The organism is Terrimesophilobacter mesophilus (assembly GCF_014200375.1).
Taxonomy (GTDB): Bacteria; Actinomycetota; Actinomycetes; order Actinomycetales; family Microbacteriaceae; genus Terrimesophilobacter; species Terrimesophilobacter mesophilus.
Genome location: NZ_JACHBP010000001.1, coordinates 1,504,723 through 1,526,049 on the forward strand (window position 1 = coordinate 1,504,723; position 21,327 = coordinate 1,526,049).

Sequence of the window (21,327 nt, forward strand, 5' to 3'; positions counted from 1 at the left end):
CCTCAACTGATGATGAAGTGGGAGTTGGAGAAGCCACGGTGGGAGAGCGCACTCGAGGAGTCCCCATTGGCATCCGTGCCGGTCACCTTGTAGAACCGGTACTTGTCCCCCCGATAGATGGACTCGGTGTACTCGACGACCCGGTCGTCCTGGTCCGTCTTCGTCGTCGTCACGAAGAACGCCGGCGAATGGACGGGAACCCCCAGGAGCTTGGATTCGGCCTGGTCGACCGTCGCCGCCCTGAGGACCTGGCTCGACTGCGTCACCTTCACGTTGAACTGCGTCCGGTAGAGCTCGTTCACATCGAACAGGGTGAAATGCTCTGCCGTCAGGTCGGGGAAGATGTGGCTCGGAAGGTAGAGCCTTTCGATGGCGACCGATTCGCCGTCGACGAGGCACACGCGCACGACCTTCGTGACCGTCGCGGAGGGAGCCAGCTGAAGGCGAAGCCCGATGCGGGATCCGGTATCCTCCTGCACGATGTCGAGGGTCTGCGCCTCGGCGGTGGATGCGCCATCCACGGTGAAGTGCGCGAACGGGTCCGCACTGTTGGCGCGAAGCGCGTGCGATCGCGCGACGAAGGTGCCCTTCCCGGGGATGCGGCGAAGGTAGCCCTCGTCGATCAGGAGGTCCAGCGCCTTCCGCACCGTCATCCGCGCCGCCCCCAGACGCTCGGAGAGCGCTCGCTCCGGTGGAAGGCTCTCGCCGTCCTCGATCGTGGAGATCAGTTCCAGGAGGGAGTTCCGGATGAACTGGTGCTTCTGTGCGTTGGTTCGCTTGGGGTCGCCGAGGCTCACGGAGTCGTTCGCGGTGACCGGCGATTGCATACGGCAATTATGCACCAATGGTCTATCTAGTCAACCTGCGAATTCTGCACGATCGTGGGCCAGATTCATCCCATCGGCCTAGAGATTGCGATCGGATTCGCTGCGGATTCCAGAGAAATCCTTGCGCGAGCGGTGCCGGCCGGACTAGCATCACCGACAATGGCCTAAAGGTATAGACCGCTGGGACAAAACGCACTCAACGTAGTTGTTCTACCAAGCAATCACATGGATAAGAGGAGACGATGAAGTCAAGAATCGCCCCATTGGCCCTTGCTTTGGCAACGGCCATGATCGCACTCGCCGGTTGTTCGGGAGCTGGAAGCGGTGACCAGGTCACGCTCCAGTTCGAAAGCTGGCGACCAGAGGATGCAGCAATCTGGAACTCGAAGATCATTCCCGCGTTCGAGAAGGAGCATCCGGACATCAAGGTCCAGTTCTCTCCGACGAAGGCGACGGAGTATGACGCCGCACTCAAGACCCGCTTCCAGGGCGGCACTGCCGGAGACCTGATCACGTGCCGTTCCGGCGCGCTCAACCGGGAGAACATCAAGGCCGGCTATCTGGAGCCGCTGAAGGGTCTCGCAGGACTGTCCAACTTCGATGAGCTCTCCCAGTCGTTCTGGGCATCGTCCGAAGGCGACCCGTACTGCGTCCCCGTCGCATCCGTCATGGCGGCGTTCTTCTACAACAAGGACATCTTCAAGGAGCTGAACCTGCAGGTGCCCACCACGCAGGCCGAGTTCATGAGCGTCCTTCAGGCCATCAAGTCCAACGGCAAGTACGTTCCGCTGGCTCTGGGTGCGACTCCGGGCGACGCCTGGGTCCTCGCCTTCATGGGACTCTACAACGAGGGACCGAACTACTGGCACGGTGAAGACGGCCGCCAGGGACTGATCGATGGAACCAAGAAGTTCACGGATCCGGAGTTCGTCGAAGCGCTCGACTCGCTGAAGTCGTGGACGCCGTACATGCCGGATGGCCGGGCGAGCGTCACGTACTCCGACGCGACCCAGCTGTTCGCACTGGGCAAGGCCGCCATCTTCCCGAGCGGCTCGTGGGACATCACGGCCGTCACGGGTACGAGTGGGATCGACGTCGGTGTCTTCGCACCGCCGCTTCCCCAGGCAGGCGACCAGCTCTACATCCAAAGCCACCCGGACATGGGCATCGGCATCAACGCCGCGTCCAAGCACAAGAAGCAGGCGCAGGTCTTCCTCGACTGGGTCGCGACGTCCGAGTTCCAGACCCTGTACGCCAACGCCCTTCCCGGCTTCTTCGGAATGGGCAAGGATGCCGTGAAGCTGGACAACCCGCTCGCGCAGGCCTGGTCCGACCTCAAGACGGGCGCCCAGTTGACGCCTCGACTCGGGCAGGACATCCTGAGCGGTGGAAATCCGGACTTCGAGGTCACCATGGAGAACTCGCTGCAGCTGATGATGACGACCGACAAGACGGCCGCCGAGGTTGCCGACGAGACCCAGAAGGGTCTCGAGGCCTGGTACCCGCCCCAGATGAAGTAACCATCCCGGTGTCACGCTCGGCACGGAGTCCCGTTGCCGAGCGTGACACCGGCGTCAGGCGTCCGTTCGCAAGAGAAGGGTGAGTTCGTGGAAACGCGTAAGAACAATTCGTTCCACAACACCGCGGCGAAGTACCGTTACCTGCTGCTCTTCACGCTCCCCGCGCTGCTGTTCTACGTCGTGTTCGCGGTGTACCCGCTGTTCGCGACGTTCTTCATCAGCGTGTTCCAGACGGAGGGCGGCGAGCGCTCGTTCATCGGCCTCGACAACTACGTCTACCTGTTCACGGACCCGACACAGAGCGGCCAGTTCTGGCACGCGCTGCTCAACAACCTGGAGTTCTTCGCGATCCACCTGATCGTGCAGATCCCCGTCGCGTTGCTGATGGCCGCACTCATCACCTCCGATGCGGTGCGGCGACTGACCGGTTTCTACCGGACCATACTCTTCATCCCTGCGACGCTGTCGGTGGTCATCGTCGGATTCATCTGGCGGATGATCATCAGCCCGCTGTGGGGGATCGTGGGCTTCCCGCTCCTCGGTACCGAGGCGACGGCACTGCCGACACTGTCCTTCATGTCGATCTGGGAGTGGATCGGCATCCCGATGATCTTCCTCTACACGGCGTTGATCGCGATCCCGAAGGACATCCTCGAGGCCGCTCGCGTCGACGGCGCATCGGGGATGCGCACGTTCTGGGGCATCAAGTTCCCGCTCATCACTCCCCAGTTCGGTCTCATCACCATCCTGACGTTCATCTGGACGATGAACGGATTCGACATCATCTATTCCCTCATGGGCGGTGCGCCAGGGCCGAACTACAGCACAGACATCCTGGGGACGTTCTTCTTCAGGAGCTTCTTCGGATACAACAACATCATCGGCGACGCGGACTTCGGTGCCGCGGTCGCAACCGTGATCTTCCTGTTCATCCTCATCTGCACCGCTGGATACTTCGTCGTCCTCCAGCGCCGACTCCGGCCGCACGAGCTGTAGGGGGCTGACCATGACACAGACTTCGATCTCACGGCGCCGGTCGGCACCGGCCAACGGTGCGACGCGTCCATCGCCGCACCCGCGCAGGCACCTCCCGCCGAGCGCCTTCCTGATCCACGGCGTGCTGATGGTCTTCGTCGTCATTGCGCTCGGACCGATCTTCATGATCGTCATGAACTCGCTCAAGACGCAGCAGGGGATTTTCGGCGGCCCATTCGACCTGCCGAACGCGGAGACCTTCAGTTTCGACGGCTACTTCCGGGTGTTCCAGCTCGGCGATTTCGGCAACCTCTACTTCAACAGCGCGACGGTCACGATCGTCACGACGGTCTTGACCGTGGGGCTGGCCACGATCGCCGCCTTCGCCATCGTCGAGTACAAGATCCGCCTGGCGCCGGTGCTGAGCGCGTTCTTCATCATCGGGATCATGCTCCCCGTGCGGTTGGGAACCGTCAGCCTCCTGCAGATGATGTCGTCCTGGAACCTCGTCAACACGACGCTCGCACTCATCCTCGTGTACACCGGCATGAGCCTCCCGCTCGGGGTCGCCCTCATGGTCACCTATTTCCGTTCGATCCCGCAGGAGCTCAAGGACGCTGCGCGAATCGACGGCGCGGGCGAGTTCCAGACCCTCGGCGTCGTCACGCCCATGGTCCGCCCCGGCCTCGGCGCGGTCGCCGCGCTCACGATGCTTCCGATCTGGAACGACCTCTGGTTCCCGCTGATCCTCGCCCCGGGAAGGTCGACGCAGACCGTCACCCTCGGCGTACAACAATTCATGGGCCAGTACGACAGCGACTGGCCGGCACTTCTGGCAGCTCTCACACTGGGCGCGATCCCGCTGATCCTGCTGTTCCTGGTCTTTTCGAAGCAGTTCATCAAGGGTCTGAGTGAAGGGTATGGAAAGTGAGTTCATTTGATGCGGTATTCGAGGACGCCCGCGTCGTCACGCCGTCCGGGGTCATCGAGCGCGGCTGGGTCGGTGTATCCGGCGGCAGGATAGCCGCGATCGAAGCGGGCGACGTCCCCGATTCCGCGAGTGCGGCATCCGTTCACCGGCTCGACGGGGCATGGCTCGGGCCCGGTTTCATCGACGTCCACGTGCACGGTTCCGACGGGGTCGATGTCATGACGACCGACGAGGAGGGGATGCGGAACCTCGCGCGATTCTTCGCCCGGCACGGCGTCACGTCCTTCCTGGTCGGCACCTACACGCTCCAGCGCGAGAACATCCTGGCGACCCTGCAGCTCGTGAAGAAGGTGGGCAGGCGGGTCGAAGGCGGCGCCAACATCCTCGGCGTCTACATGGAGGGCCCGTTCCTGAACCCGGAGAAGAAGGGCGCGCATCGCGAAAAGCTCCTCCGTGCGATCGACCGCGAGGAGGTCACGGAATACCTGGACACCGGCGTCGTGAGTGCGCTCGTCGTCGCACCGGAACTGCCGGACGCCGACTGGCTGATCCACGAGCTCGTCCGACGGGGGATCACCGCCGTCGCAGGGCACACGAATGCCACCTACAGCCAGATCGAGCACGGGATGAAGCAGGGCGTGACGTCGATCACCCACACCTTCAACGGCATGCGGGGCATCCACCACAGGGAGCCGGGCGCTGCGGGGGCCGCTCTCCTGCTCGATGATCTCGCGTGCGAACTCATCGCGGATGGCATGCACATCGCACCGGAACTGTTCCGACTGTTCTGGCGGATGAAGGGCGCGGACAAGATCGCCCTGATCACCGACGCGAACCAGGCGGGCGGACTTCCGGACGGCGACTATCACAGCGGCGACCGCGACATCGTCGTGAAGGACGGCGTCGGGCGACTGCCGGACGGGACGATCAGTTCGAGCGCGAAGACGTATGACTACGACTTCGCCCTGTTCTGCAAGTACACCGGGGCATCGTTCGACGAGGCCTGGCCGGCGGCCAGTGGCACCCCCGCGAGAATCGCGGGCGTCTATGACAGCAAGGGGAGCATCGAGGTGGGCAAGGATGCGGACTTCGCCGTGCTGTCGGATGACGGAGCGGTGATCGGGACAGCGGTGAACGGTGAATGGCTGCCCGTGGACGGCAGCGCCTCGTGAGCCAGCGACGGGTGGGGATCATCGGCACCGGCTTCATGGGCGGTGTCCATGCCGAGGCTTGGCAGGGCACCAACGCGTCGCTCGTCGCAATCCTGGAGCGCAGTACGGAATCGAAGATCGGCGACATGGGCAGATACGGTGCCACCGTCTACACCGATCTGGACGAGTTCCTGGACGCGGTCGACGTCGTCGACATCTGCGTCCCGACATACCTGCACGCGCATTTCGCCCTCGCGGCCGCCGCGGCCGGAAAGCCTGCCATCTGCGAGAAGCCGCTCACTCTCACCGGCGAGGAGTCGCTCGAGGTGGTGGAGGCATTCAGCAGTCGCGGCCTGCTTCTCCAGGTCGCGCACGTCCTCCGATTCAGCCCCGAGTACTCCGCTGCCCGTGACGCCGTGCTCTCCGGCAAGATCGGGGATCTCGCCGCACTCCGGCTTCACCGCCTCTCCTTCGCGCCCAAGCGCGGCCGTTACAGCTGGTTCAACGACGAAGCGAAGTCGGGCGGGATCGTGTTCGACCTGATGATTCACGATCTGGATTACGCACTGTGGCTGGCCGGCGACGTCGCCTCGGTGTACGCGAAGTCGTCTGCGGGCGGGCCGGGCCACGCCATCGCGATCCTGCAGCACGCCAATGGAGTCATCAGCCACATCGAAGGCTCGTGGTCCGAACCGCAGCCGGTCTTCCGCACCAAGTCGGAGCTCGCCGGATCCACCGGCGTCATCAGCTTCTCGTCCGATGCGAGCTCGCCGCTGACCCTTCGGCTCCATGAGACCGGGCCGGAGGCCACGACGGGTGGAGGCGATGACGGGGTCGGTGACAATCCGTTCGAGCTGGAGCTGCAGCACTTCCTGGATCTCCTGGACGGTGAGGTGGAACCGGTGATCACAGCGTTCGACGGGCTTCAGGCGGTCAGGCTCGCCGAGGCCACCCGCCAATCGGTGAGTACCGGCCGCCCTGTTCGGCTTGCCGCGAGCGGAAGGGCCCAGTAGCCATGATCCGAATTGCCATTCTTGGAGTCGCACACCTCCACGTCGACTCGTATGTCGATAACTTCCGCGCGGCGGGAGCCGAACTCGTCGGCGTGTTCGACATCGACTCGACACGCGGGAGCAGTTGGGGCGCGAAGCACGGTGTCGAGTTCTACGAGAGTCTCGAGCGCCTGCTTGGAGCGGATCTCGACGGGGTCGTCGTCTGCTCCGAGACCTCCCGTCACCTCGAACTCGTCGAGGCTGCTGCGAACGCGAAGGTCGCGGTGCTGTGCGAGAAGCCGCTCGGTGTCTCGGTCGAGGAATCGCAGAGGATCGTGGATGTCTGCAGGGAGAACGGCGTCAACCTCATGACGGCATTCCCCAGCAGGTTCGAAGCATCCATGGCTCAGGCTCGCGATCTGGTGCGCTCGGGTGCGCTTGGTCGCATTCGCGCGTTCTCTGGTACCAACCAGAGCGTCATGCCCATGCGAGAGCGCTCCTGGTTCGTCGACCCCGCACTCGCAGGAGGGGGCGCGATCATGGACCACGTCGTGCACCTCGCCGACGTGTACTCCTGGCTGCTCGGCTCTGAGCCGCAGTCGGTGTACGCGGTCGACAATCGCATCGTGCACAGTGACGTGGTCTCGGTCGAGACATCCGGAATGGTCATGGTCACCTATCCGGGCGGCGTCTTCGGATCGATCGACTGCAGCTGGAATCGCCCCCTCAACTATCCGACCTGGGGCGGGTTCGCGCTCTCGATCGTGGGCGACGGAGGAAGCCTGGATGTGGAGCCGATGCGGCAGCGCCTCGTGGAGTTCGGTGGTGAGACGCGGTACTCCTGGATCCAGTGGGGTCCGGACTCGAACCAGTCGATGATCCAAGACTTCATCGACTCCACCGTCGATGGCCGGCCTCCGTTGTCCACCGGTGACGACGGGTTGCGGGCGACGCGCGTGGCCCTCGCTGCGCTCGAGTCCGTGCGCACGTTGGAGCCCGTCGAGTTGAGCGCGCCCTGAGCGGGTCGGCGTAGCCGTTTCCAGCGCGATCCTGTACTGTTGTCCAGTCGGCTCTAGACATCGCGTGCGCGCGAATGGGTTTGTAAGTCTGGTGGGCCGGTTCCCCTGGGTGCTTCCATAGGCATCCGATTGTGCGGGGATGACACGCAAGTGAACGGTCCTGGCCAAAGACTGCCCGGGTTCCCGCAGTAACGAAGAAGACCGCATCGTTCGACGGTGCTCCGTTCTTCCCTGCCATGCAATCGATACAACCCGGAAAGAATCATGCCGAATTACAAGAAGACCCCGTCGCGCCCCGTGCGCGGAGCTGCCCCTGCGCGCAAGCCGGGCAGCAAGAGCCCCAAGCACCGCGGATATCGCGCCGTCGAGGCGCCGGCCGCCCCGGTGAAGAAGCGGTGGAACGCGGATGACCGTGCCCGTCGCTCCGAGACGCCGTCGACGGATCGCCGGCCGGACTGGCAGCCGCGTGGCGCCGCCCAGCGCCCCGACCGCACTGACCGCACCGTCCGACCCGCCCGCGACGACCGCGCCGCGCGACATTCTCGCGATGACCGCGCCGCCCGCGACGACCGTCCCGCCCGCAGTCACCACGACGACCGCCCGGCTCGGGACCAGCGCCCCGCCCGTGACGACCGCGCCGCCCGCAGTTACCGCGACGACCGCCCGGCTCGGGACCACCGTCCTGCCCGTGACGATCGTCCCGCACGCCGTTACAGCGACGACCGTCCAGCCCGCGACGACCGTCCTGCCCGTGACGATCGTCCCGCCCGCAGTCACCACGAGGACCGCCCGCGCTTCGACTCCCGCAAGCCTCGAGTCGACCACGCCGAATCCCGTCCCCGCCGCGACTCGAGCTTCTACCCGTCGAAGGACCGCGAAGAGCGTTTCACCGCGCACGAGGACGTCGTCCTCGAGCGCCTCGAGGCCGACGCGATCCAGGCATCCGATGTCGAAGGAGTGACGTTCTCGGATCTCGGGCTCGGCTCCAACATCGTGCGCGAACTGTCGACGCTCGGCGCCGTCTCGCCGTTCCCGATCCAGGCCGCGACGATCCCGGATGTGCTCAAGGGCATGGATGTCCTCGGTCGTGGCAAGACCGGCTCCGGCAAGACGATCGCCTTCGGCGCGCCGCTCGTCGAGCGCCTCATGGAGAACGGCGGAGGCAAGGGCCGCAAGCCCGGTCGCAACCCGCGCGCCCTCATCCTCGCGCCGACCCGCGAGCTCGCGCTGCAGATCGACCGCACCGTCCAGCCGATCGCGCGCAGCGTCGGACTCTTCACGACCCAGATCTACGGCGGAGTCCCGCAGCACCGCCAGGTGACGGCACTCCAGCGCGGCGTCGACATCGTCATCGGAACTCCCGGCCGCATCGAGGATCTCATCGAGCAGGGCCGACTCGACCTCAGTGACGTCACGATCACCGTGATCGACGAGGCCGACCACATGTGCGACCTCGGATTCCTCGAACCGGTGCAGCGCATCCTGCACGAGACGGCGCCCGGCGGCCAGAGGCTTCTGTTCTCGGCCACGCTCGACCAGGGCGTCGCGTCGCTCGTCGACGAGTTCCTCGTGAACCCGAGCGTGCACGAGGTCGCCGGTGAGGACCAGGCGCACTCCACGATCGACCATCGGGTGCTCCTCATCGAGCAGTCCGACAAGCGCGCGATCATCGAACAGCTCTCGGCCGGCACCGGCAAGACGCTGATCTTCGCCAGGACCCGCGCATTCGCCGAACAGCTCGCCGACGACCTCGACGACGCCGGCATCCCCGCGGTGAGCCTCCACGGAGACCTGAACCAGGCGCGCCGGACGCGCAACCTCGAGAAGCTCACGAGCGGGCGAGTGTCAGTGCTCGTCGCCACGGATGTCGCTGCCCGCGGCATCCACGTCGACGACATCTCGCTCGTCATCCAGGCCGACCCGCCGGACGAGTACAAGAGCTACCTGCACCGCGCCGGTCGCACCGGGCGTGCCGGCAAGGCCGGTACGGTCGTGACCCTCGTCAACAACCGTCGCCGTCGCAAGATGGATGAGCTGCTCGGCCGCGCCGAGATCACTCCGACGTTCGACCGGGTTCGCCCCGGTGACGAGTTGATCAGCACTCTCGCGGCGCTCTGACCCTGTCGCGACGGCCATGACAAAACTGTGGCGGCCGTCGCGATAGCGTAATAGTGTGTCGGAATGACCGAGGCAACGACACACGAACGCGAGATCGAGTCCGAGATCGTCACGGACTTCAACGATCGGATGAGCTACGGGTCCTACCTGCAGCTCGACCGGCTGCTGTCGGCCCAGGTTCCGGTGAGCGACCCGGTGCACCACGACGAGATGCTGTTCATCATCCAGCATCAGACGAGCGAGCTCTGGCTGAAACTCATGCGCCACGAGCTGCTGTCCGCGCGCGAGCTCATCGCGCAGGACGAGTTGCAGGTCGCGCTCAAACGCATTGCGCGCGTCAAGCACATCCAGAAGCAGTTGACCGAGCAGTGGTCGGTGCTCGCAACGCTCACCCCGTCCGAGTACGCGCAGTTCCGCGGGTACCTCGGCAACGCATCCGGGTTCCAGTCGTACCAGTACCGCGCGGTCGAGTTCCTGCTCGGCAACAAGAATGCCGGGATGCTCAGGGTGTTCGAGTCGCATCCGGAAGCCCACGCGCTGCTCGAGACGCTCCTGCACGAACCGAGCGTGTACGACGAGTTCCTGCGCTATCTGGCCAGGCACGGGCACGCCGTTCCGGCGAGCGTCCTCGAGCGCGACGTGACCCAGGGGTACGCCATGCACGAGGAGCTCGTCGAGACCTTCCGGCTGATCTACAACGACCCGGAGAAGTACTGGCTCGAGTACGAGACGTGCGAGGAGTTCGTCGACCTCGAGGACAACTTCCAGCTGTGGCGGTTCCGCCATGTCAAGACCGTCCTGCGCATCATCGGGATGAAGCGCGGCACGGGTGGTTCGAGCGGCGTCGGCTTCCTCCAGAAGGCACTCGACCTCACCTTCTTCCCCGAACTGTTCGCGGTGCGGACCGAGATTGGGTGATCAGCCGCACCCTGGCGAGGCAGGGACGATGACCGTCTTCACGGTCGATGAGCTCTGGCTCGACGGGTGGCGTGGTCGCGCGGCGGTCGCCTCCGATGGCAGCAGTTGCCGTCTCGCACGGCCGGGTGACCCGCATCCGGAGGGCCACCTGGAGGGCACGGTCTTCCCGGGCTTCCGCGACTCCCACGTGCACCTGGGCCTCATCGACGGGACCCGTCTCATGGCGGGAGGCATCGCCGCTGTCGACGACTTCGGATGGTCGTTGGATGTCGCGCGCGGCTGGCCGGGGGCCGCGGGCCTTCCGATCGTCACGATGGCGGGGCAGCTCCTCACCGCCCCCGGTGGTTACCCGACGGCGAGCGGATGGGCGCCGCCCGGTGCCGCGCTCGAAATCGACGGCCCGGACGCCGCCGCCGCGGCGGTCGACGCCCAACTCGAAGCCGGAGCCGGCTTCATCAAGGTCGCGCTGAACTCCGACGCCGGACCCGTTCTCTCCGACGACACTCTGAACGCGGTGGTCGCTCGCGCCCACGAACGCCGCGTCATCGTGGCCGCGCACGCGCAGGGTGTCGGGCAGGCACAGCGGGCATTCGGGTCCGGAGTGGACCGGCTCGCGCACACACCCTGGTCGGAGCGACTCTCCGATGAGCTCCTGTCGGCCATGTCGCACAGCACCACGTGGGTGAGCACCCTCGACATCCACGGCTGGGGAGACTACGGCGACGACTTCGCCACCGCGAGCGACAACCTGCGGAGATTCCATGCCGCGGGCGGCCGCATCCGGTACGGCACCGATCTCGGAAACGGGCCGCTGCCCCTCGGTGTCAATAAGCGGGAACTCCTTTCCCTCGAACGTGCGGGACTCGACCCGGATGCGCTCGCAGCCGCCATCGCACCGGCCGGCGCGAGCGGGCTCGGCCGGTATCTCAGTCACATTCCGCCCGACGGCCGCGAACGGTCGGCGACCTGGATCTCCTCCGCCCGGCTCATCGACACACAGCACATCAAGGAGCACCTCACATGACCGACAATCGATCCAGCACTCTCGATGCGAACGATCCGCTCGCCGGGTATCGCGACCGGTTCTTCCGCGCCGACGACGTGCGTGCATACCTGGACGGCAACTCTCTCGGTCGTCCGACGAAGGCGAGCGCAGAACGCCTGTCGTCGTTCGTGACGGAGGAGTGGGGCACGCAGCTCATCCGAGGCTGGGATGACGGGTGGTACGAGCTGCCGCTCACGGTCGGAGATGAGATCGGCGCCGTGACCCTCGGTGCGGCGTCGGGGCAGGTCTTCATCGGGGACTCGACGACCGTCATCCTCTACAAACTCATCCGCGCCGCGATCGATGCGCGCCCGGACAGGAACGACATCATCGTCGACACCGACAACTTCCCCACCGACCGGTTCATCCTGCAGGGCATCGCCGCCGAGTGCGGAAAGACACTTCGATGGGTGACCCCGGATCCCGACGCCGGCGTCACTCCCGAGCAGGTCGCGGAGGTGCTCGGGCCGGACACCGCCCTCGTCGTCCTCAGCCACGTCGCCTACCGCTCGGGCTATCTCGCTGACGCGCAGGCGATCACCGCGCTCGCCCACGAAGCCGGCGCGCTCGTGCTCTGGGACCTGTGTCACTCGGTCGGCTCCGTTCCCGTGCAGCTCGATGCCTGGGGTGTCGACCTCGCGGCCGGGTGCACGTACAAGTACCTCAACGGCGGCCCCGGCTCGCCGGCGTTCGGCTATGTGCGGACAGAACACCAGGAGGCGTTCCGCCAGCCGATCCAGGGCTGGATGGGGACGAGCGAGCCGTTCACCATGGGCCCGGAGTATGAGCCGCACCACGGCATCCGGCGCTTCCTCAGCGGCACCCCTTCCGTCATCGGCATGCTCGCGATCCAGGACATGCTCGCGATCGTCGCCGAAGCGGGGATGGATGCGATTCGCGCGAAGTCGGAGAGGCTCACGGCGTTCGCCATCGACCTCGTCGACGACCTGCTCATCCCCCGAGGCGTCGCCCTCTCGTCGCCCAGGGATCCTTCCCGGCGCGGCAGTCATGTCACTGTCGACCACGAGTCCTTCGCCGAGGTCAACGCCCGCCTGTGGGCGAAGGGCATCATCCCCGACTTCCGACGGCCGCACGGGTTGAGGCTCGGCCTGTCACCACTCACGACCTCGTTCGAGGAGCTCGAGATCGGGGTCGAGGCGATCGCCGCGGAACTGCCATGATCCTCGATGACTTCGACGCGAGACCCGGAAGCGCCACCTCGCTCCTGCGCACGATCGTGGGGTCCTACCTCCGCGGGCTCGGTGGTGCGGTGTCGGTCGCGGAACTCATCCGGCTTCTGGATGCCGTGGGAGTCTCGAGTTCGCACGCGCGCACCGCCGTGCTGAGGGTCAAGAACAAGGGACTGCTGCTGCCCGTGACGGTGAACGGACAGGCCGGGTATCGCCTGAATCCGGATGCCGTTCCCATGCTCGAGCGCGGCGACCGGCGGATCTTCAACCTCCGCCAGCAGCGCAACGGAGGGCCGTGGTGCCTCGTGTCCTTCTCGCTGCCGGAGTCCGAACGTGCCGCCCGCCACCAGATTCGCAAGCGCCTGGCCTGGATCGGGTGCGGGATGGTCGCGACGGGCTTGTGGATCTGCCCGGCATCCCTCACCGACGAGGTCGAGGCGATCTTCCTCGACCTGCGGCTGCGTCATGCCGCGACATTGTTCATCACGGACACACCGCAACCGAACGGCCCGCTCGCGGATGCGGTGCGTCGCTGGTGGGATCTCGATGCTGTCGCGGACCTGCACCGGCGATTCATCCGGGAGTTCGGCGGGTGGGGGCCGGTGGGCGATCCGCGCAGCGCGTTCGCCAACTATGTGGTGATGCTGGACCGCTGGCGGGTCATCCCGTACCTCGACCCCGGACTCCAGCCGGCCGTACTCCCCGCAGACTGGCCGGGTTTCGAGAGTCTCGCCCTCTTCGATCGACTCCGGTGGGAGCTCGCGCCCGCGGCCGACCGCTTCGTCGGCGGCTGAAGGCGGCGCTCGTCAGGCGAGCGCGAGCATGGCGGCCGCGATGAGCGCGAGCACGAGCCCGACAACCTGCACGGGGGCAATCCGTTCCCGCAGCACAACGGCCGCGAGGATGATCGTGCCCGCCGGGTAGAGCGCTGTGAGCACGGAGATGACGGACAGGTTTCCGAGCCGCAGCCCCACGAGCAGCAGGGCATTCGCCGTCGCGTCGATCATCCCGCCGACCACCGCGAGCCAGAATCCGGCCTTCCAGCCTCGGCTCAGCATCCCGACGGTGCCGGACGGGGATGACGCGGGCGAACGGTCGCGGCGCCTCAGCGCGAGCGCGAGCACTCCGATCACCGCGAACATCACGACACCGTTGACGGCACGGTTGGCGATGAGCGGAACCACGCCAGCGTCGTCAGGCGTGAGATCGATGAGGATGAGGAACGCGCCGATCATCGCACCGGATCCGATGGCCATGAGCAGCGCCCTGAGGCTCGGCCTGACCGCCCCTTCCTCCTTGACGAAGCCGACGAGGACGACCGCGACGAGTGCGATGCCGATCGCGACGTATCCGAAGACCGGGAGACGCTCGCCGCGGATGACGCCGGCCATAAGCGGCACGAATGCGGACACGAGCGCTGTGAGCGGCGAGAGGATGCTCATCGGCCCGATCGCAAGGCAGGCATACAGGAGGGTGATCGCGATCGCACCGGTGATGCCGGAGATGCCGCCGTACAGCATCGCCTCCCACGACCAGCGGCCGCCGACGATCGCCTGGGCGACGAACAGGATGACGAGGCCGGACGCCGCGCCGATCGCGGTGACACGGATCGGACTGATGCGCTTGGACGCGATCCCGCCGATGAAGTCGGCCGAGCCGTAGACGAGCGCGGCGGTGAGGCCGATGAGAACAGTGAGCATGGGGACCAATCGCGGCGTGAACTTCCACTTTAGGGGTAGCCGGACGGAGCCTGAGAACGCGAGCAGATCTCGGTGATATGGTCAAAAATGCCTGCGCCGGCAGGCGGGACCAGATCGTCGATGCAGGATCAGGCGTGCGGTCGCCAGTGAGTTTCAAGGGAGCAGAAGATGAGTATCGCGCAGCGCATGGTGGAGACGAAGTGGGAAGGGGCACTGGCCACGGGGTCGGGAACCCTGAATGGCACGAGCGGCGCGCTCGACGGCCTGCCGGTCACCTGGGCGGCGCGCACGGAGAGCCCTGGCGGGAAGACCAGTCCGGAAGAGCTGGCGGCGGCCGCGCACTCGTCCTGCTTCTCGATGGCACTCGCACTCGTGCTCGGTGAGCACAAGCTCACACCAACGACCCTCGTGGTCGGTTCGACGGTGACCCTGGATGCCGTCGACGGGGTACCCACGATCGTCTCGTCGGCGATCACCGTCGACGGTGATGTGCCCGGCACGGATGCCGCCGGGTTCACTGCGCTCGTGGACGAGGCAGCGAAGATCTGCCCGATCTCCCGCCTGTTCACGGGTGCGAACATCACCGTCGAGGCGAAGTATCGCGGCGCGTGACGGTATAGGGGTTGGCCGGTCTCGACAGCGGTGGGCCCGCGAATCAGCGTTCGGCTTGTCCATCCCGCACGGGGAATTAACGTCGCGCAGCGAGGGCACCTACCGTTAAGGGGCAGAAGAGGAAGGAGTGCGGGATGACCGACACGAAATCCAGGGCGAGCACGACGAAGTCGGGAGTGCCGCGCTCCATGGACGCCGAGATCGATGGCCACATCGACTCCGCATCCACCGCGCACGGCGCACCAGCGGTCGTCGATGTCGCCGCGCTCGGCGACATCCTCATGGGAACGTGGGCGGACGTGCGCCGGGAGGCCCGCGAATTCGTGAAGGACCCCGCGCTGCACCGGCTCGACGGCCTCTCCCTGGAGGAGCAGCGCGAGCGAGCGCTGGCGCAACTGCACATCCTGGTGGAGCACGGCTCTGTGCACCGCGCGTTCCCCATCGAGGTCGGCGGGCTGGAGGACAACGGCGGCAACATCACGGCGTTCGAAGAGCTCGTCACCGCCGACCCTTCGCTGCAGATCAAGGGCGGAGTGCAGTGGGGTCTGTTCGGTTCGGCGATCGTGCAGCTCGGCACCCAGCGGCATCGCAGGCTCCTTCCGTCCGTCATGAGCCTGGAGCTGCCCGGCGCGTTCGCGATGACCGAGATCGGACACGGCTCGGATGTCGCGAGCATCGCCACGACGGCGACGTACGACCCGGATGCGCGTGAGTTCGTCATCAACACCCCGTTCCGCGCGGCCTGGAAGCAGTTCCTCGGCAACGCCGGGCGCGATGGCAGGGCGGCAGTCGTGTTCGCACAACTCGTGACGAAGGGGGTGAACCACGGCGTTCATGCGCTCTTTGTGCCGATCCGCGACGAGAACGGTTTCCTGCCGGGCATCCAGGGCGAGGATGACGGCTGGAAGGGCGGTCTCAACGGCATCGACAACGGTACGCTCGCGTTCGACAACGTGCGCGTGCCGCGGGAGAACCTGCTCAACAAGTACGGCGATGTCGCGGAGGACGGCACGTATTCTTCCCCGATCAGCAGTCCTGGCCGGCGGTTCTTCACGATGCTGGGAACGCTCGTGCAGGGACGGGTCTCCCTCGACGGGGCCGCGACGGCGGCATCCGCAGTCGGACTCGCGATCGCGGTGCGGTACGGAAACGAGCGGCGGCAGTTCACGGCGGGCACGAACGAGGAGGAGGTGCTCCTCGACTACCAGCGCCACCAGCGGCGGCTCATCACCCGCCTCGCGACCACCTATGCGCAGACCTTCGCGCACGACGAGCTGCTGCGGAAGTTCGACGCGGTGTTCAGCGGCGCTGCGGACACGGATGAAGACCGGCAGGACCTCGAGACGCTCGCCGCCGCACTCAAACCGTTGTCCACCTGGCACGCTCTCGACACCCTGCAGGAGGCGCGTGAGGCGTGCGGCGGCGCAGGCTTCATGGCCGAGAACCGACTCGTGGGCCTGCGAGCCGACCTCGACGTGTACGTCACGTTCGAAGGCGACAACAACGTGTTGCTTCAACTCGTCGCCAAGCGCCTGCTCACCGACTTCAGCTCCAAGTTCACGAACGCGGATGCCGGCGCGCTGGCCGCGTACGTCGTCGGGCAGGCGGCGGAGGCCGCATACCACGGAACGGGCCTGCGCACGGTGGCCCAGACCATCCGGGATTTCGGTTCGACCGCGCGCAGCGTGAAGGAGCTGCGCGAGACGAACGTGCAGCGCGAGCTCCTGACCGACCGCGTCGAACTGATGATCTCCGAACTCGCCGGCCGCCTCCGCCCGGCGTCCAGGATGTCGAAGAAGGATGCGGCCGAGCTGTTCAACTCGCAGCAGAACGAACTCATCGAGGCGGCGCGGGCGCACGGCGAACTGCTGCAGTGGGAGGCGTTCACGCGGGGGCTCGACAAGATCGAGGATGCGGGAACGCGGCAGGTGCTGGAATGGCTGCACGACGTGTTCGGGCTCGGTCTCATCGAGAAGCACCTGTCCTGGTACCTCATTCATGGGAGGCTCTCCCCGCAGCGGGCGCAAGCCATCACGGCGTACATCGACCGGCTGCTCGCTCGACTGCGCCCGCATGCCCAGGACCTGGTGGATGCGTTCGGCTACTCGCAGGAGCACCTGCGCGCGCCCATCTCCTCCGGGATCGAGGCCGAGCGCCAGGAGGAGGCGCGGGAGTATTACCGCGCGCTGGCGGCATCCGGGAATGCCCCGGTTCCCGAGAAGAAGGAGAAGTAGCGGCCGGCCGAAGACTCATCCGGCTTGCTACGCTGGCAGTACAACGAATTCACGGAAAGTGCGACGTGTCACCCTCAGACTCCCCCGGCCAGGGGACGGGCGATTCCACTTTCGCCCCGGTGAACGGCGAAATCCTGCAGGTCCTCATCCGGGCGCTGCGACAGCTCGGTGAGGCCGGCCGCGTCGACGATGCCAGTCGCCTCGCGGGGCGCGCATGGAAGGCGCTGCGTCACTCCGACCCGGCCGCGGCCGAGCGCATCAACGGCACGATGCACTTCCTCGCGCGGCTCCCAGACCCTGTGAACTCTCCGCACCATCACGGTGACACTGCGGATCCAACCCACGAAGAAGGAGTACACCATGACCGATAGCCAACTCGACGTTCGGGAAGAGATCCCCGCGCGACGCCACCAGCTCATCTTCGAGACGTATGGTGCGTTGGTGCCCGGCGACGGGTTCATCCTGGTCAACGATCACGACCCGAAGCCGCTGTACTACCAGTTCGAGGCGGAGCACACGGGTGAGTTCAGCTGGGACTACCTCGAGCAGGGTCCGGATGTCTGGCGCGTGCGCATCGGCCGGGTCGCCGCCCCCTGACCCCCGCTGCCGTCGCCGCGCCCTCCCCCTCTCGCTCTTCGTTGACTCGGGTCGTTCTGCGACCTGAGCACAGTCGTGACCCGCAGAATGACCCGAGTCAACGGTGAGAGGAGGAGGGAGGGGTCGCGGGTCGGGGAGGAGGAGGACGAGGGCGCTAGGCCTGGCCGTGCGTCGCGCGGGAGCGACGCGACAGCGCATCGATGATCACCGCGAGCAGGAGCACGGCGCCCGTGATCATGTAGCGGATCGACGAGTCCAGGTTTAGCAATGAAAGTCCGTTCGAGATCGACTGGATGACGAAGATCCCGAGCAACGCGGAGTAGGCGCTTCCGCGACCGCCGAACAGGCTCGTGCCGCCGATGACCGCCGCGGCGATCGCGACGAGGTTCGTGTCGCCGCCGCCGCTCGAGAGCGTCGCGGCCGTGAGTCGACCCGTGGCGAACAGTCCACCGATCGCCGCGAACAGTGTGCCAAGCATGAGCACCGAGATGACGATCCGATTGACCTTGATACCCGCGCGCCTGGCAGCCTCGACGTTTCCACCGACCGCGTACACCGCGCGCCCCCAGCGGGTGCGCATGAGGAAGAAGTTCATGATGACGACGAAGGCGACGAAGAGCACGAACATGACGCCGACTCCTCGCGTGGTGGCGAGGTACCAGACCACCACGAGCAGCAGGGCGAGGAGGAGGCCCGCCTTGATGAACATCACCGAGAGTGCTCCGCCGGTGAGCCCCGCGCGCACCCGCCGGCGCGAGCGGAACCAGTCGGAGAGGAACATCCCGAGCGCGGCGATGATCGCGAGAGCGTACGCGGCCCACGGCGGGAAGAACATCGACGTCCCGAGTTGGACGATCCACGACTCGTAGGGGAGGTTGATGGACCCGTTCGGGCCGAGCACCTTCAGTTGCAGCCCGAGCACGGCGAGCAGTCCGGCGAGCGTGATGACGAAAGTCGGCACACCGAACCGCGTGTACAGGATGCCGTAGAGCAGACCGATCACGAGCGCGGCGCCGATGGCGGCGAGAATGGCGAGCCAAATCGGCCAGCCCAGCTGCGTCATCCCGACCGCGAGGATCGCCGCGGAGAGACCGCTCACCGAACCGATGGACAGGTCGATCTGTGCGATCAAGAGCACCAGCACCACGCCGATCGCGATCGTGCCGGTCGCCGCGCTCTGCATCGTCAGGTCGACGAGGTTGTTCGATGAGAGGAAGTTCGGGTTCAGGATCTGGAAGATCGCCCAGATCAGCACGAGGCCGATGACGACCGGCAGTGAACCGAGGTCGCCACCGCGAACCCGCTGGATGAACGCGCGCACAGCGCCGCCGATACCCTCGTGGCGGGTGAGTCGCTCGTCGCGAATGTCCGCCGCGAGTTCGGCCGGGGTCTCGCTCGTGTTCCTGCTCATGAGTTGCTGTCCTCGTGTGATTCGTGGGCGGATGCGCGGCGCGTGACGGCGTTGTCCGTTGCGCCGGTGATGGCGGAGATGATCTCCTCGTAGCTGACATCGGGGATGCGGAAGTCGCCGTTGTTGCGACCGAGCCGGAGGACGACCACCCGGTCGGCGACCGCCTGGACGTCGGCCATGTTGTGGCTGATGAGCACGACGCCGAGCCCGCGCTCGCGCAGGTTCTCGATGAGATTCAGGACCTCGGCGGTCTGGGCGACGCCGAGCGCTGCGGTCGGCTCGTCGAGGATGACGACCTGCGGGTCACCGATGAGCGAGCGCGCGATCGCGACGGTCTGCCGCTGCCCGCCGGAGAGGGAGGCGACGGCGATGCGCACCGAGGGGATCTTCGCGGACAGCTGGCGGAGGAGGGTCCAGGAGTGCTTCTCCATCTCCTCTTCGTTGAGCGTGAAGTCGCCGACCTCGCGCCCGAGGAACAGGTTCGAGACGACGTCGAGGTTGTCGCAGAGGGAGAGGTCCTGGAACACGATGGCGAGGCCGAGGGCCCTCGCCGCGGCGGGGGTGGGAATCGTCACCCGGCGGCCGTCGAACACGATGGTTCCGGCATCCGGCCCGTGCACGCCGGCGAGGATCTTGACGAGGGTGGACTTGCCTGCGCCGTTGTCGCCGACGATGGCGACGACCTCACCGGCGAAGATGTCCATGTCGACATCGGTGAGCGCCTGGACGGCGCCGAAGTTCTTGGAAATGCCGCGGAGGCTGAGCACCGGCTCCTTGGACAGCGGGTGCTTGGCGGCCAGGGGGGCTTCCAGGGTCACGATATCTCCTTCGATACGGATGCTTTGCTCACCTCGGTGCGAACGTACACCCGGTCGGGGTCGCTGGCTAGCGGCCCCGACCGGGTGCGCGACTTACTTGACTCCTGCTTTGGCGCAGGCGGCTGCGTAGTCTGCTGTGCAGATCTCCGCTGCCGTGTAGAACCCGTCGGCGACGACGGTGCTCTCGATGTTGTCGATCGTCACGGCGACCGGGGTGAGCAGGAACGACTGGATGTCGGCTCCGCCCTTGGTCTTCACCGTGACATCGCCCTTGTCCGTCTTGCCGTTGACGAGGTCCACGGCCAGCTGGGCTGCGCGCTCTGCTTCGGGCTTCAGGGCCTTGTAGACGGTCATGAACTGGTCGCCGGCGAGGATGCGCTGGATGCCGGCGAGTTCGGCGTCCTGTCCGGTCACGGGCGGGATCGGGCTCACGCCGGCTGCCTTCAGCGAGGCGATCGCCGCGCCACCGGTGCCGTCGTTGGCCGCGTAGATACCCTTGATCTGGCTACCGAACTGCGTGATCTGGCTGGCAACCCAGTCCTGGGCCTTGGGCGGGTCCCATCCGGGGGTGTCGAACTCGGCGAGCACCTTGTAGCCGCTCGCGTCGATGACCTTGTGCGCGCCGGCCTTGAACTGGCTCGCGTTGTTGTCGGTCGGCGATCCGTTGACCATGAGGATGCCGCCGTCGCCCGGCTGTACTCCCTCATCCTTCAGCTTCTGGACGAGGGCGGTGGCCTGAAGCTCACCGACCTTCTCGTTGTCGAAGGAGATGTAGTAGCTGAGGTCGGCGCTGTTGATGAGCCGGTCGTAGGAGATGACCGGGACGCTCTTGGCCTTGGCGCTCGCGACGATGGCGGCGGCGGCTTCGCCGTCGAACGGGTCGAGAACGAGAACCTTGACGCCCTGGGTGAGCATCGACTCCGCCTGCTGCTGCTGCTTGGCGGCGTCGCCGTCAGCGTTCGCGTACAGGACTGAGCAGTCTGGGCAAAGGTCCTTGACCTTGGCCTCGAAGTAGGGCTTGTCCGCGCTTTCGTAACGAGCGGTGACCGAGTCGGGGAGGAGGAGACCGATCTTGGCATTTGCTGTGTTGCCGCCGGTGTCACCCCCCGTGTTGTCGGTACCGTTCGCACAACCGGCGAGGGTCCCAGCTGTGAGCAGGAGCGCGGCAGTGACTGCTACCGCTCTCATGGTGGCGATCTTCATCTAAAAACCTCCGTTGAGTTCCGCCTACGCTGGCGGCTGCACTGAGCATGACACCGGCGAAGTCTT

General features: G+C 66.1%; 20 protein-coding genes. 15 read left to right on the top strand and 5 right to left on the bottom strand.

Annotated elements, in window-relative coordinates:
• Positions 1–2: 2 nt before the first annotated feature.
• Positions 3–827, bottom strand: a complete 825-nt coding sequence (locus tag BKA04_RS07520; protein ID WP_104095864.1) for a GntR family transcriptional regulator — start codon at positions 825–827, stop codon at positions 3–5.
• 242 nt (positions 828–1,069) lie between these two features.
• Between BKA04_RS07520 and BKA04_RS07525 the strand changes: the two genes are divergently transcribed.
• The 11 genes from BKA04_RS07525 to BKA04_RS07575 all read left to right on the top strand — a co-directional run bounded on the left by BKA04_RS07525 (position 1,070) and on the right by BKA04_RS07575 (position 13,480).
• Positions 1,070–2,347 (top strand): ABC transporter substrate-binding protein, encoded by a 1,278-nt coding sequence (locus BKA04_RS07525; protein WP_104095865.1) that lies wholly within the window; start codon positions 1,070–1,072, stop codon positions 2,345–2,347.
• An 87-nt stretch (positions 2,348–2,434) separates the two neighbouring features.
• Positions 2,435–3,343 (top strand): carbohydrate ABC transporter permease, encoded by a 909-nt coding sequence (locus BKA04_RS07530; RefSeq protein ID WP_104095866.1) that lies wholly within the window; start codon positions 2,435–2,437, stop codon positions 3,341–3,343.
• A 10-nt stretch (positions 3,344–3,353) separates the two neighbouring features.
• Positions 3,354–4,253 carry a carbohydrate ABC transporter permease gene (locus BKA04_RS07535; protein WP_104095867.1) on the top strand — a complete coding sequence of 300 codons (900 nt, stop codon included), beginning with the start codon at positions 3,354–3,356 and terminating at the stop codon, positions 4,251–4,253.
• Complete coding sequence (nagA, locus tag BKA04_RS07540; protein ID WP_104095868.1) at positions 4,250–5,425, top strand: N-acetylglucosamine-6-phosphate deacetylase; 1,176 nt, start codon at positions 4,250–4,252, stop codon at positions 5,423–5,425. Before BKA04_RS07535 ends, nagA begins: the two co-directional genes overlap by 4 nt.
• A complete protein-coding gene (locus tag BKA04_RS07545; protein ID WP_104095869.1) occupies positions 5,395–6,417 on the top strand; it encodes a Gfo/Idh/MocA family protein in 1,023 nt (340 codons plus the stop codon). The genes nagA and BKA04_RS07545 overlap by 31 nt, the downstream gene beginning before the upstream one ends.
• Before the next feature lie 2 nt (positions 6,418–6,419).
• Entirely contained in the window at positions 6,420–7,415 is a 996-nt protein-coding gene (locus BKA04_RS07550; RefSeq protein ID WP_198413304.1) for a Gfo/Idh/MocA family protein, read from the top strand.
• Between the two features lie 264 nt (positions 7,416–7,679).
• The gene (locus BKA04_RS07555) at positions 7,680–9,533 is read left to right on the top strand and encodes a DEAD/DEAH box helicase (protein WP_104095870.1); all 1,854 of its coding nucleotides are present in this window, start codon (positions 7,680–7,682) and stop codon (positions 9,531–9,533) included.
• Between the two features lie 63 nt (positions 9,534–9,596).
• The gene (gene kynA / locus BKA04_RS07560) at positions 9,597–10,451 is read left to right on the top strand and encodes a tryptophan 2,3-dioxygenase (protein ID WP_104095871.1); all 855 of its coding nucleotides are present in this window, start codon (positions 9,597–9,599) and stop codon (positions 10,449–10,451) included.
• A 28-nt stretch (positions 10,452–10,479) separates the two neighbouring features.
• Complete coding sequence (locus BKA04_RS07565; protein WP_104095872.1) at positions 10,480–11,475, top strand: amidohydrolase family protein; 996 nt, start codon at positions 10,480–10,482, stop codon at positions 11,473–11,475.
• The gene (locus tag BKA04_RS07570; protein WP_104095873.1) at positions 11,472–12,677 is read left to right on the top strand and encodes a kynureninase; all 1,206 of its coding nucleotides are present in this window, start codon (positions 11,472–11,474) and stop codon (positions 12,675–12,677) included. Before BKA04_RS07565 ends, BKA04_RS07570 begins: the two co-directional genes overlap by 4 nt.
• On the top strand, positions 12,674–13,480 hold the full coding sequence (locus BKA04_RS07575) for a PaaX family transcriptional regulator (protein WP_104095874.1): 807 nt from the start codon (positions 12,674–12,676) through the stop codon (positions 13,478–13,480). Before BKA04_RS07570 ends, BKA04_RS07575 begins: the two co-directional genes overlap by 4 nt.
• Positions 13,481–13,492: 12 nt before the next feature.
• On the opposite strand, the gene BKA04_RS07580 is transcribed toward BKA04_RS07575, so the two are convergent.
• Positions 13,493–14,386 carry a DMT family transporter gene (locus BKA04_RS07580; RefSeq protein WP_104095875.1) on the bottom strand — a complete coding sequence of 298 codons (894 nt, stop codon included), beginning with the start codon at positions 14,384–14,386 and terminating at the stop codon, positions 13,493–13,495.
• A gap of 168 nt (positions 14,387–14,554) precedes the next feature.
• On the opposite strand from BKA04_RS07580, the gene BKA04_RS07585 reads away from it, so the two are divergent.
• The 4 genes from BKA04_RS07585 to BKA04_RS07600 all read left to right on the top strand — a co-directional run bounded on the left by BKA04_RS07585 (position 14,555) and on the right by BKA04_RS07600 (position 17,829).
• Positions 14,555–14,998 (top strand): OsmC family peroxiredoxin, encoded by a 444-nt coding sequence (locus BKA04_RS07585; protein WP_104095876.1) that lies wholly within the window; start codon positions 14,555–14,557, stop codon positions 14,996–14,998.
• Positions 14,999–15,132: 134 nt separating this feature from the next.
• Entirely contained in the window at positions 15,133–17,232 is a 2,100-nt protein-coding gene (locus BKA04_RS07590) for an acyl-CoA dehydrogenase family protein (RefSeq protein ID WP_104095877.1), read from the top strand.
• Between the two features lie 65 nt (positions 17,233–17,297).
• On the top strand, positions 17,298–17,603 hold the full coding sequence (locus BKA04_RS07595) for a hypothetical protein (protein WP_134542260.1): 306 nt from the start codon (positions 17,298–17,300) through the stop codon (positions 17,601–17,603).
• A complete protein-coding gene (locus BKA04_RS07600) occupies positions 17,593–17,829 on the top strand; it encodes a DUF2249 domain-containing protein (protein ID WP_104095879.1) in 237 nt (78 codons plus the stop codon). The genes BKA04_RS07595 and BKA04_RS07600 overlap by 11 nt, the downstream gene beginning before the upstream one ends.
• 154 nt (positions 17,830–17,983) lie before the next feature.
• Here the strand turns inward: BKA04_RS07600 and BKA04_RS07605 are convergent, their stop codons facing one another.
• The 3 genes from BKA04_RS07605 to BKA04_RS07615 all read right to left on the bottom strand — a co-directional run bounded on the left by BKA04_RS07605 (position 17,984) and on the right by BKA04_RS07615 (position 21,246).
• Entirely contained in the window at positions 17,984–19,240 is a 1,257-nt protein-coding gene (locus tag BKA04_RS07605; RefSeq protein ID WP_104095880.1) for a sugar ABC transporter permease, read from the bottom strand.
• Positions 19,237–20,058, bottom strand: a complete 822-nt coding sequence (locus tag BKA04_RS07610; RefSeq protein ID WP_174719823.1) for an ATP-binding cassette domain-containing protein — start codon at positions 20,056–20,058, stop codon at positions 19,237–19,239. The genes BKA04_RS07605 and BKA04_RS07610 overlap by 4 nt, the downstream gene beginning before the upstream one ends.
• 93 nt (positions 20,059–20,151) lie before the next feature.
• Positions 20,152–21,246, bottom strand: coding sequence for a sugar ABC transporter substrate-binding protein (locus BKA04_RS07615; RefSeq protein WP_232841999.1), 1,095 nt, complete (start codon positions 21,244–21,246; stop codon positions 20,152–20,154).
• Between the last annotated feature and the right edge of the window lie 81 nt (positions 21,247–21,327).

What these genes read in the sequence shown, in the direction of transcription:
- BKA04_RS07520 (WP_104095864.1), bottom strand. Translation starts at nt 827, where the DNA reads ATGCAATCGCCGGTCACCGCGAACGACTCCGTGAGCCTCGGCGACCCC.
- BKA04_RS07525 (WP_104095865.1), top strand. Translation starts at nt 1,070, where the DNA reads ATGAAGTCAAGAATCGCCCCATTGGCCCTTGCTTTGGCAACGGCCATG.
- BKA04_RS07535 (WP_104095867.1), top strand. Translation starts at nt 3,354, where the DNA reads ATGACACAGACTTCGATCTCACGGCGCCGGTCGGCACCGGCCAACGGT.
- BKA04_RS07545 (WP_104095869.1), top strand. Translation starts at nt 5,395, where the DNA reads ATGGCTGCCCGTGGACGGCAGCGCCTCGTGAGCCAGCGACGGGTGGGG.
- BKA04_RS07550 (WP_198413304.1), top strand. Translation starts at nt 6,420, where the DNA reads ATGATCCGAATTGCCATTCTTGGAGTCGCACACCTCCACGTCGACTCG.
- BKA04_RS07555 (WP_104095870.1), top strand. Translation starts at nt 7,680, where the DNA reads ATGCCGAATTACAAGAAGACCCCGTCGCGCCCCGTGCGCGGAGCTGCC.
- kynA (WP_104095871.1), top strand. Translation starts at nt 9,597, where the DNA reads ATGACCGAGGCAACGACACACGAACGCGAGATCGAGTCCGAGATCGTC.
- BKA04_RS07565 (WP_104095872.1), top strand. Translation starts at nt 10,480, where the DNA reads ATGACCGTCTTCACGGTCGATGAGCTCTGGCTCGACGGGTGGCGTGGT.
- BKA04_RS07570 (WP_104095873.1), top strand. Translation starts at nt 11,472, where the DNA reads ATGACCGACAATCGATCCAGCACTCTCGATGCGAACGATCCGCTCGCC.
- BKA04_RS07575 (WP_104095874.1), top strand. Translation starts at nt 12,674, where the DNA reads ATGATCCTCGATGACTTCGACGCGAGACCCGGAAGCGCCACCTCGCTC.
- BKA04_RS07580 (WP_104095875.1), bottom strand. Translation starts at nt 14,386, where the DNA reads ATGCTCACTGTTCTCATCGGCCTCACCGCCGCGCTCGTCTACGGCTCG.
- BKA04_RS07585 (WP_104095876.1), top strand. Translation starts at nt 14,555, where the DNA reads ATGAGTATCGCGCAGCGCATGGTGGAGACGAAGTGGGAAGGGGCACTG.
- BKA04_RS07590 (WP_104095877.1), top strand. Translation starts at nt 15,133, where the DNA reads ATGACCGACACGAAATCCAGGGCGAGCACGACGAAGTCGGGAGTGCCG.
- BKA04_RS07600 (WP_104095879.1), top strand. Translation starts at nt 17,593, where the DNA reads ATGACCGATAGCCAACTCGACGTTCGGGAAGAGATCCCCGCGCGACGC.
- BKA04_RS07605 (WP_104095880.1), bottom strand. Translation starts at nt 19,240, where the DNA reads ATGAGCAGGAACACGAGCGAGACCCCGGCCGAACTCGCGGCGGACATT.
- BKA04_RS07615 (WP_232841999.1), bottom strand. Translation starts at nt 21,246, where the DNA reads ATGAGAGCGGTAGCAGTCACTGCCGCGCTCCTGCTCACAGCTGGGACC.